Origin of the sequence: uncultured Marinobacter sp., from assembly GCF_963974375.1 — a bacterium.
GTDB lineage: Bacteria > Pseudomonadota > Gammaproteobacteria > Pseudomonadales > Oleiphilaceae > Marinobacter.
Genome location: NZ_CAXBDN010000153.1, coordinates 1 through 10273, shown reverse-complemented (window position 1 = coordinate 10273; position 10273 = coordinate 1). Strand labels below are relative to the sequence as shown.

9 protein-coding genes are annotated in these 10273 nt (G+C 60.8%); 6 read left to right on the top strand and 3 right to left on the bottom strand.

Annotation, left to right across the window (positions count from 1 at the left end):
* On the top strand, positions 1–1066 hold a 1066-nt coding region (locus AAC035_RS13280), incomplete at its 5' end, for a GNAT family N-acetyltransferase (RefSeq protein ID WP_339804948.1).
* Here AAC035_RS13280 and AAC035_RS13275 read toward each other — a convergent pair.
* Positions 1043–2179 (bottom strand): enoyl-CoA hydratase/isomerase family protein, encoded by a 1137-nt coding sequence (locus AAC035_RS13275; RefSeq protein ID WP_339804947.1) that lies wholly within the window; start codon positions 2177–2179, stop codon positions 1043–1045. The genes AAC035_RS13280 and AAC035_RS13275 overlap by 24 nt on opposite strands.
* Positions 2180–2536: 357 nt before the next feature.
* On the opposite strand from AAC035_RS13275, the gene AAC035_RS13270 reads away from it, so the two are divergent.
* Positions 2537–2803: a cytochrome c gene (locus tag AAC035_RS13270; RefSeq protein ID WP_339804950.1), complete on the top strand. Its 267-nt coding sequence runs from the start codon at positions 2537–2539 to the stop codon at positions 2801–2803.
* Between the two features lie 90 nt (positions 2804–2893).
* Here the strand turns inward: AAC035_RS13270 and ppnN are convergent, their stop codons facing one another.
* Entirely contained in the window at positions 2894–4282 is a 1389-nt protein-coding gene (ppnN, locus tag AAC035_RS13265; RefSeq protein WP_339804945.1) for a nucleotide 5'-monophosphate nucleosidase PpnN, read from the bottom strand.
* A gap of 141 nt (positions 4283–4423) precedes the next feature.
* Between ppnN and thiI the strand changes: the two genes are divergently transcribed.
* Positions 4424–5878 carry a tRNA uracil 4-sulfurtransferase ThiI gene (gene thiI, locus AAC035_RS13260; protein ID WP_339804943.1) on the top strand — a complete coding sequence of 485 codons (1455 nt, stop codon included), beginning with the start codon at positions 4424–4426 and terminating at the stop codon, positions 5876–5878.
* A gap of 41 nt (positions 5879–5919) precedes the next feature.
* Positions 5920–6669 carry a YdcF family protein gene (locus AAC035_RS13255; protein WP_339804941.1) on the top strand — a complete coding sequence of 250 codons (750 nt, stop codon included), beginning with the start codon at positions 5920–5922 and terminating at the stop codon, positions 6667–6669.
* 9 nt (positions 6670–6678) lie between these two features.
* On the opposite strand, the gene AAC035_RS13250 is transcribed toward AAC035_RS13255, so the two are convergent.
* Positions 6679–7695, bottom strand: a complete 1017-nt coding sequence (locus AAC035_RS13250; protein WP_339804940.1) for a histone deacetylase family protein — start codon at positions 7693–7695, stop codon at positions 6679–6681.
* A gap of 214 nt (positions 7696–7909) precedes the next feature.
* Between AAC035_RS13250 and AAC035_RS13245 the strand changes: the two genes are divergently transcribed.
* Positions 7910–9361: an NAD-dependent succinate-semialdehyde dehydrogenase gene (locus AAC035_RS13245; RefSeq protein ID WP_339804938.1), complete on the top strand. Its 1452-nt coding sequence runs from the start codon at positions 7910–7912 to the stop codon at positions 9359–9361.
* A gap of 263 nt (positions 9362–9624) precedes the next feature.
* On the top strand, positions 9625–10273 hold a 649-nt coding region (locus AAC035_RS13240), incomplete at its 3' end, for a UvrD-helicase domain-containing protein (RefSeq protein WP_339804936.1).

Sequence of the window (10273 nt, the reverse complement as noted above, 5' to 3'; positions counted from 1 at the left end):
CCGCTGGGCCGCCTCCGATCCGCTGGAGCCTCTGGTCAACCGGTTGCTGATGCCGGGGCACTTCGACGAGCCGCAACCGCCCACTGAGGAGCATTTGCTCGTCAGCATTGAGCCCTGGGCCCCTGCTTCAGCCACTGAGGCCGAGTTGCAGCAGGCCTTCGGATTGCTGGTGAATGCCCATTACCGCACCACGCCCGGAGATCTGCGCCAGTGGCTCGATGACCCGGCTGCGGTGACCTGGGTTGCCAGGTCCGGTGGCGTCATTGTGGGCGTGCTCTGGGCCACCCGGGAGGGGGGATTGTCGGAGGCGTTGGCGCAGCAGGTATCCGTGGGCAAACGCCGCCTGCGGGGGCATCTGCTGGCTCAGTCTCTGGCTCACCATGGCGGTGATGCTGAGGCAGCGACGCTGGATTTGCTGAGAGTGGTCCGGGTTGCCGTGGCGACCGGTTACCGCAGGCAACAAATAGGGCAACAGCTGGTGAGCGCTGTCCGGAATTATGCCCGTAGCCGGGACCTGGATGCGCTGGGTACCAGCTACGGCGGCGAAGCCGATCTGCTGGCATTCTGGGAGCGCTGTGGCCTGCAGCTGGTAAGGGTGGGCATTCAGCCGGAGGCCAGCACGGGTGAGTATGCGGTCCAGATGCTGACCGGGCTGAGTGCCACGGGTGAGGCGCTACAGCGAAGATTGTCGAGTCGGTTCGCCGGCCATTGGCCGACGCTGCTGCCAGTGGTGTGGCCAGAAATGGACCCGGTGCTGGTGCTGGCGCTGACGGCCGGGTTGCCAGCCCGGGCGTTGTCCGCGGAAGATCTGCGGGAGTTGTCGATATTTGCAGCGGGCGGCCGGGGTTTTGAGCTGACACTACCGGCACTGAAGCGGCTCAGTTGTAGTCATGGGGCAGCCCGTAGCCTGCTGGCCCAGGAACAGGGGCCTGTCTGGGTACGGGCCATTCTGCAGAACCAGGGCTGGGACAACTTGCGGAAAGCCGCGCATGTCCAGGGCCGCCGCGATGGCGAGCAGGCCCTGAGGACGCTGACGACCCGGCTACTGGCCGGGCGGCCGGCCTAAAGTGGCCAGCGGATGCCCGGTGTCCGACCAGGGTGACTCAAAGTGGGCCAGTACCAGGTCCCGGGGAACATCCCGGACGCTGGAAAAGGACCAGACCGGCTGCTCGTCCCGATCAATCATCCGGGCCCGGATACCTTCTTTCAGATCAGGCCGCCGTCCGCATTCGGCGGCCATGACCAGTTCCATCCTGAGCAGATCTTTCAGGGCCATCTGCTGGCCGCGCCGGAGCAGCTCATCCACCAGCCACAGGGACACCGGGCAGGCGGTTTTCAGACGCGAGATACTCTCGTTCCACCAGGGTGCGTTGTCTTCGCGGCTCGCCAGCAGCCGGTCCACAATAACCGGCAGTTCGTCGTCGCGGCACAGCCGGGAAATTTTCTGCTCATAGCATTCCAGTTCGCTGGCAGGCAGGTGATCCGGACGAGTCTGTTTTTGCTGGTTCAGCAACCGGTAAAGGCGGTTGTCGTCCGCCGCAGTGTCTCCGCTCCAGCGTTGCTGACACAGGGTGTCAATCAGGGTGTCTTTCTGGCCCGGCTGCAGCACCAGGTCCACCAGGCCGATACGCAAGGCATCGCTGGCATTGAGCTGGGCACCGGTAAGACCGAGGAACAGGCCGAGGCCCTCCGGCAGCCGGTTGAGAAACCAGCTGGCGCCAGCGTCCGGGAACATGCCGAGGGTCACCTCAGGCACCGCGAGTCTGGTATCCGGCAGGATCAGACGATAGCGACAGGCTTGCAGCAGGCCCATGCCACCGCCCATCACTGCACCCTGGGCCAGTGCGATCACCGGCTTCGGAAACCCGTGCAGGGTATAGTTCATTCGGTATTCGGGCGCCAGCAGGCGGGCAATGCCATCGGCACTGTGACCGTCTTCCGGTGCGTCCAGCAGCGCCTGGTAAAGCTCCTTCACATCGCTGCCGGCAGAAAACCCCCGCTCGCCACTGGCACAAATCAGCACCAGGCAGATATGGGGGCTGTCAGCCCAGCGGTCGAGGGCGGTCTGAAGGTCGCGGACCATGTCGCCGGACAATGAGTTGACCGTACCTGGCGAATCCAGGGTGATCACGCCAAGGGTGCCCTCAAGACAATCGAGTTCCTGAACCTGTACCGCCATAATGCAACCTTGTTCCAGATGATCAGGGTGATTTTTTTGCTACTGTGCCGACAACTTTACCAGAAGAAAAGCGGACAAAGGTCGGAAAAGGCGTGGGTGGAATGGCATGGAAGAACAGGGCCGGGACAAAGCCTTGAGGTTTGGCATGGTCCAATTCTGTGGGGCTATGGTATAAGAGCAATTACACACGGTTTTCAGGCAGCGGAACACGCATAACTGCGTTCAGATTTCATTTCGGGAGAAAGACAAGTGACTGATGTTGAAACAAAGGTAGTGAAGTATCGGATTCCTGGCATGGTCAGGGGCGTTCTGGCGGCTGGCGTGCTGGCATTTATTGGGGCCGGTTCCGGCGCAGCCATGGCCGGCGATGTGGCCGCCGGAGAAAAGCGGTCAGCGGTCTGTGCGGCGTGTCATGGCAAGAACGGCATGGCCAGCATCCCGGGTTACCCGCACCTGGCGGGTCAGAACGAGGCCTATCTGGTGACGGCCATTCAGGCCTACAAAAACAAGCAGCGTACCGGTGGCATGGCCACCATCATGCAGGCGCAATCCAGTGGCCTGAGCGATGACGACATCAAGAACCTGGCAGCGTTCTATGCCAGCCTGCCGGCGGGCGGCGAGTGAATTAACGGTCCCGCCAATGAAAAGGGCTCCGTCAAGGAGCCCTTTTTCGTGGGACGGGCGGAGCTGTTCCGAGTCCCGAAAACCTGAGTGTCAGGCCGTTTCCCGGCTGGCTACGATCCGGTAGCTGGGCTCGTAGGCCGAGCCTCCCGGCAGTTTCATGCGGTTCTGCCGTACAAAGGCTTCAAGCAGCTCCTCGAGCGGCCCCAGCAGTTCCGGGTCTCCGCAAATCTCGAAGGGTCCGTTGACTTCGATCTGGCGAATGCCTTCTTCCTTGACGTTACCGGCCACGATGCCGCTGAACGCCTTGCGCAGATTGGCGGCGATCATGTGCACAGGCTGGTGTTTGTGCAAGGCCAGCTCCCGCATGCTCTTGTGCGTTGGCTCAAAGGGCAGCTGGAATACCGGATCGATTTTCAGCATCCAGTTAAAGTAGTAGGCGTCCTGCATGGCACGGCGGAAGGTTTCTACCTCCGCAATTCCCTTCTTCATGGTCTGGGCGACCCGAACCGGATCATCAATAATGATCTCGTACTTCTCGGCAGCCTTGTCACCCAGGGCGTTGCGGATAAAGCGGTCAATCATCTCGAAGTATTCGGCATTTTCCGGAAGCCCGGTAAACACCACCGGGAACGGCAGGTCGATGTTGTCCGGATGCAGCAACAGGCCAAGCAGATAGAGTATTTCCTCGGCGGTACCAACGCCACCCGGGAACACTATGATGCCATGCCCGGTCCGCACAAAGGCCTCCAGGCGCTTCTCAATGTCCGGCAGTATGACCAGCTCATTGACGATGGGGTTGGGCGCTTCCGCACCAATAATGCCAGGCTCGGTGAGGCCGATGTAACGGCCATTCTTGACCCGCTGCTTGGCATGGCCGATGGTGGCGCCTTTCATGGGCCCTTTCATGGCCCCGGGACCACAGCCGGTACAGATACTCAGGGCCCGCAGACCCAGCTGGTGACCAACTTCCTTGCTGTAGGTGTACTCTTCGCGGCTGATGGAGTGCCCGCCCCAGCACACCACCAGGTCTGGCTGGCGACCGGACTGCAGCACACGGGCGTTGCGCAGAATATGGAATATCAGGTTGGTGATGTCCTCCGGATGATCCCGGCGAAAGCCCGGCATGGTGGCCGGAATGGAAGCGGAATAGACGATGTCGCGCAACACTGAAAACAGGTGTTCACGGATGGCTCGCAGCATCTCTTCGTCCACGAAGGCGCTGGCAGGTGCATTGACCACCTCCAGTTTCAGACCCCGGGGCTGAGGAACCAGCCGGATATCGAAGTCCACATGCACTTCCATCAGATCCTTGCAATCATCGGTTTCTGCGCCGGTATTGAGCACGGCCAGGGCACATTGACGGAACAGGCGATACAGACCCCCCTCGCTGCGGTCTTTCAGCCGGTTAACCTCATGACTGGATAAAATCTCAAGGCTGCCTTCCGGTGAAACCAGTGCGTTGACGGTGGTTTGCTTCATCAAATTCTGTGCTCCTGCTGTGGTCTTTTCTGTGCGGTCCGTCGGAGTTCGGGACTGCCGGATTTTGAGCCGGTCGGGGAACCGGTTAGACTAAGGCCTTTCGTTCCATTACGCCAGTCACATCAAAGTCGATTTATTCCCATGAAGTTGTTGATTCGTCCCTCCCCGGAAGTTGTCATTAAGAGTAAGCCCGTGCGTCGCCTGCAGATGCGTCTGTTACGGCAGAACATTCGCAAGCTGGCGGCCCGGCTGGACCCTTCTGTCAGCGTAGACGGAACCTGGGACCGGGTCGAGGTGGAGTGGCCGGACCATAACCCGCTGATCAGCCCGATGCTGGAGTTGCTGTGTCGTACCCCCGGCATTTCCACCATCCAGGAAATTTCTGATTATCCACTGACGGATCTGGACGATATCGCCGACAAGGCGGTTGCGGCCTTCAGGGACAGGTTGCAGGGCCGGACCTTCGCCGTCCGTACCCGGCGCCAGGGCAGCCATTGGTTCTCCTCCGGTGAGGTGGAGCGGCAGGTAGGCCGGGTGTTGCTGGAACAGACCGATGCCCGTGGCGTCAACCTGAAATCGCCGGATGTGGAAGTCCGCATTGCCATCCGCGATGATCAGTTTCATATCTCCCATCGCAAGCATCGCGGCCTGGGGGGTTATCCGCTGGGCAGTGTCGAATCGGTGTTGACGCTGATCTCTGGTGGCTACGACTCGTCCGTGGCGGCCTATCTGATGATGCGTCGTGGCATCCGCAGTCATTTTCTGTTTTTCAACCTGGGCGGCGATGCCCATGAAGTAGGCGTCAGACAGGTAGTCAGCCATCTCTGGAACCGTTACGGCGCTTCCCATTCGGTCAAGTTTATTTCCGTGCCCTTTGACGGTGTGGTGGCTGAAATCATGACCTCGGTGGATCACCGTTACTGGGGCGTGGTGCTGAAGCGCCAGATGCTGAAGGCCGCCTGTGAGCTGGCTGGCAGCAACAACGCCGCCGGTCTGGTGACCGGAGACGCCGTGGCCCAGGTGTCGAGCCAGACCCTCACCAACCTCAACGTGGTGGACCGGGCCAGTACCGAAGTGGTGTTGCGGCCGTTGATCTCCATGGACAAGGAACAGATCATTCGTCTGGCCACCGAAATTGGTACAGAAGCCTTTGCCCGCAACATGCCGGAGTACTGTGGTGTCATTTCCCAGAAGCCGGTGACCCGCGCCCGCCTGCACCAGGCTGAAACAGAAGAGGCCCGGATGAATCCGGCCGCACTGACCGGGGCCCTGGCCAGGCGCACTGAACTTCCGGTCAGCCGGCTGATGGACAGCACCCTGACTCCGGAAGACGTAGAGCTGGTGCAGACCCCGGCGGTCAGTGACATTATCATTGACGTACGCCACCCGGACGAGGGCGACCGGTCGCCCCTGACCCTGACCAACAACAAGGTCATCCGTATTCCGTTCTACGAACTGAACCGCCAGATGCCAGACCTGCCCCGGGACTGTCAGTACCTGTTGTATTGCGACCGGGGCACCATGAGCCGCATGCACGCGGGCCACCTGAAGGCGGGTGGGCATGAGAACGTGAAGGTGTACGCTCCCGGCCATTGACAGGGGAGTGCCAGGTTAGTCGACAGGGAAGGAAGCACTCAATGCTCGCTCTTATCAAACTGGCCATACTGCCGCCGTTTCTGAATATCCTGATCATGGCGGCAGGATTGCTGATGCTGCGCCGCCGGCCCTGGCTTGGTGGCAGTTTTCTGGTGATGGGCCTGTCGCTGCTCTATTTGCTGTCGATTCCTTCCACCTCCTGGTTACTGGCCCGGGGTCTGGAAGATCACCGCATACCCACCACCGAGCAGGCAGCGGCAGCCGGTGCCATCGTCATACTCGGTGGTGGCCGGGAATATTCCGCCCCCCACTGGGGCGGTGACGATCTGGTGAGTGAAGCAACCCTGGCCCGACTGGCCGAAGGCGTACGCTGGCACCGGAAAACCGGTGTGCCCATTCTGGTCACGGGGGGGCTGGGTCAGAAAGATGCTGGCAAGTCATCAGAGGCCGAGTTGATGGCCGCCATGCTGGAACAGGCCTTCGGTGTGGAGGCGCGGTGGCTGGAAAAACGCAGCCGGGATACCCGGGAGAACGCCGATTTCAGTTCAGCCATACTGAAGGCCGAGGGCGTGACCACCATCCTGCTGGTCAGTCACGCGGCGCACGTAACCCGAGCCATTCCGGAATTTGTCCGTAACGGTGTTGACGTTATCCCCGGCCCCATGGGCTTTGTGCATAGCCCGGAGGGTGGCGCATCGCTGACTCTCGCCCCCCGGGCAATCTATCTGCAGGAAAATACCCGGCTGCTCCATGAGCAGATTGGCCGGGTTTATTATGGGCTGACCCGGTAATGAGCGGCCTCAGACCCCGCCCAGTCCCTTGAAAAATTCCTGAACATTAAGACTCAGGGTGTCCAGGTCGTAGCCGCCTTCCTGTATCACCAGTGTTGGCAGGCCGGCCTTGCTGATCCGTTTGCCAAGGCGATTAAAGCCTTCGGAAGTCACCGCCACCTTGGCCTGGGGATCGTCCTTGTAGATATCGAAGCCCAGGGCCAGCACCAGCACGTCCGGATCATAGAGCTTGATGGCGCTCATGGCTTCTTCCAGTTTGGCGAAGAAGTGTTCCTCGGTGGAACCGTGGGGCATCGGCATGTTGATGTTGTAGCCCTCGCCGTCACCCTCGCCGCGCTCGTTTTCAAAGCCGGTCACCACCGGATAGAAGTTGGTTGGGTCACCGTGAATGGATACGTACAGCACGTCACTGCGGTCGTAGAAGATCTCCTGGATACCCTGGCCGTGGTGCATGTCGGTGTCCAGAATGGCCACCCGGGCAAAGCGATCCTGCAGATGCTGGGCCGCAATGGCGGCATTATTCAGAAAGCAGAAACCGCCGGCGGCGTCGCGGCGGGCGTGGTGCCCTGGCGGACGACAAACCGCATAGGCGGTGCGGTCACCGGCCTTGACGGCATCGGCGGCACCCAGCGCCGCCTGGGCTGACCAGTAAGCGGCCTCCCAGGTGTTGGCGCCAATGGGTGAGCTGCCGTCCGCCTGATAGCGGGCCGCCTCGGCAAGAACGCCCTGGAGGTGATTGGGGGAGCGCACGAAAATATTGGAGATCACCTCATCGCCCCAGTCGTCCATCTCGGACCAGCGCCGGTGAGCGGATTCCAGAAAACGCAGATAGCCAAGATCATGAATGTCGGAAATCGGACCTGCGCCCTGATCGGCCGGTCGCAGCACCTCCACGCCCATGGCCTTGAGACCATCCAGCATCTGTGCGGTGCGATCCGGCACCTCCTGGGGCTGACGCATCTGACCCTTGGTAAAGTAGGTTTTCGGGACGTGCAGGTCCTGGGATGGGTGGAAAAATGCTTTCATGATCCTGTCTCCTGTCGGCTAACCGTATCGAGTATAGGTGGCTGGAGGGTGAGGTCAAAAAGCACCGTGTTTCAGACCGGGAACGGAGCAGTGCTCCCTTTACACCCGCGGGAACAGCCTTCAATATGACAGTAGTCTCATTCAATAACGATCAGGTCAACACTCACCCGGTTTATAACGTCAATAACAGCGCCCCAGATACAGAGGAGTCACAATGATCGAGTCCCCCCTACTCAAGAACATGAAAGGATATATTGGCGGTCAATGGGCCGTTACCGGCAATACCACCTTTGATGTCTACAACCCGGCCACCGGCAAGGTCATCGCGCAAGCGCCGTCCATGCCAGCCGAAGACGTCCACGCCGCCATCGACGCCGGCAAGACCGCCCTGAAACTGACCGAACCTTACACCACGGAAGAGCGCCAGGGCTGGCTTGAAGGCATCCGTGATGCCCTGCTGGCCAACCGTGAGGAAATCGGCCGTATCCTCTGCATGGAACACGGCAAACCGCTGAACGAAGCCCAGGGCGAAGTGGATTACGCCGCCGGCTTCTTCGATTACTACTCCAAACATATGGATGCCCTCAAGGCCCACCACCTGGAAGAAAAGCCCCGCAACTGCACCTGGGCTGTCCACTATCGTCCCGTCGGCGTGGTGGGTCTGATCACGCCCTGGAACTTCCCCATCGGCATGATCGCCAAGAAACTGGCCGCTGCACTGGCCGCGGGCTGCCCTTCCGTCATCAAACCCGCCAGCGAAACCCCGCTGACCATGATCGCCCTGTTCACCGTCATGGACGAAAACGTCAAACTGCCCAAGGGCATGGTCAACCTGGTCATGGGCAAGGCCAGCGTCATCGGCAAGGTCCTCTGCGATCATCCGGACGTCCCCATGCTCAGTTTCACCGGCTCTACCGAAGTGGGCCGCAAACTGATCATCGATACCGCTGAACACGTCAAGAAACTGGCCCTGGAGTTGGGCGGCAACGCACCCTTCATCGTCTTCGAAGACGCCGACCTCGACGCTGCAGCCGATAACCTGATCGCCAACAAATTCCGCGGCGGCGGCCAGACCTGCGTCTGCGCCAACCGTATTTTCGTCCAGGAAGGCGTCATGGAAGCCTTCAGCCAGAAACTGGCTGACCGAGTCAACAAGATGACCGTAGGCGATGGCATCAACGGCGACGTGGACATCGGCCCGCTGATCAACCGCGCAGGCTTCGACAAAGTCCGCGAACACCTGGCCGACGCCCTCAAGAACGGCGCCGCCCTGGTGGCCGGCACCAAGCCCGAAAGCCTGCCCAAAGACGAGCTGTTCTTCCCGCCAACGGTGGTCAGCGGCGTGACCCGTGACATGGCCTGCTTCCGCGAAGAAACCTTCGGCCCACTGGTGCCGCTGGTGTCCTTCAAAACCGAAGACGAAGCCATCGAAGCCGGCAACGACACCGAATTCGGCCTCGCCTCCTACGTTTTCACCAACGACGAAGCCCGCGCCATGCGCGTCGCCGGCGGCCTGCGCTTCGGCCACTGCGGCTGGAACACCGGCACCGGCCCGGCCCCGGAAGCCCCCTTCGGCGGCATGAAAGCCTCCGGCACCGGCCGCGAAGGCGGCCTGGAAGGCCTGTTCGAGTTCGTCGAGCCCCAGGCCGTTCCGCGGGGTTTCTGACGATAAGACCCGATCAAAAAGTCGGGCATATCACAGAAGTACCCGGGAGCGGGTGAGGGGGCGTTTTTTACAGACCGTCTTCGGCCAGGGATGGCCGAAGCCGAGCCCTACATGGATGTACTTGTGGGCGTGTCTGGAAAAAATGCACCGGAACCCGCTCCCCGGCAATCAACTCTCAGGCTGAAATGCCCGACCCACAACACCCCACCCATGGATGATATACTTCCGCCTCAATCTCAAACAGCCAGCGGCAGCAGAACTCCATGGATGTCTCCCCGATCATCGATCCCCTGAACGACGCCCAGCGTGAAGCGGTTACCGCCCAGAACGACCACCTGCTGGTACTTGCCGGCGCAGGCAGTGGCAAAACCCGCGTGCTGGTCCACCGCATGGCCTGGCTGATGCAGGTTGACCAGCTGCCGCCTAGCAGCATCCTTGCCGTGACCTTCACCAACAAAGCCGCCAAGGAAATGCGCTACCGCATCGAACAGATGATGAACCTGCCCACCCGGGGCATGTGGTTCGGTACCTTTCATGGCATTGCGCACCGCCTGCTGCGCTCACACTGGCAGGATGCCAGCCTGCCGGAAAACTTCCAGGTACTCGACAGCGACGACCAGCTGCGCATGGTCAAACGGGTGATGCGGGAACTGCAGATTGATGAAAGCCGCTGGCCACCGAAACAGGCCCAGTGGTTCATCAACAGCCAGAAAGACGAAGGGCTGCGGGCTGCGCATATTCAGGACAACCCGGGCGACCACTTCACCAGCACCATGCTCAGGGTTTATCGCCAGTACGAGCAGCTCTGCAACCTCAGTGGACTGGTGGACTTCGGCGAGCTGCTGCTGCGCTCCCACGAACTCTGGCTGCACCGGCCGGAACTGCTGGCCCACTACCAGAGCCGCTTCCGCC

Coding starts and splice junctions, on each gene's coding strand:
- AAC035_RS13275 (WP_339804947.1), bottom strand. CDS start 2,179: ATGGCGGTACAGGTTCAGGAACTCGATTGTCTTGAGGGCACCCTTGGC.
- AAC035_RS13245 (WP_339804938.1), top strand. CDS start 7,910: ATGATCGAGTCCCCCCTACTCAAGAACATGAAAGGATATATTGGCGGT.
- ppnN (WP_339804945.1), bottom strand. CDS start 4,282: ATGAAGCAAACCACCGTCAACGCACTGGTTTCACCGGAAGGCAGCCTT.
- thiI (WP_339804943.1), top strand. CDS start 4,424: ATGAAGTTGTTGATTCGTCCCTCCCCGGAAGTTGTCATTAAGAGTAAG.
- AAC035_RS13270 (WP_339804950.1), top strand. CDS start 2,537: ATGGCCGGCGATGTGGCCGCCGGAGAAAAGCGGTCAGCGGTCTGTGCG.
- AAC035_RS13250 (WP_339804940.1), bottom strand. CDS start 7,695: ATGAAAGCATTTTTCCACCCATCCCAGGACCTGCACGTCCCGAAAACC.
- AAC035_RS13255 (WP_339804941.1), top strand. CDS start 5,920: ATGCTCGCTCTTATCAAACTGGCCATACTGCCGCCGTTTCTGAATATC.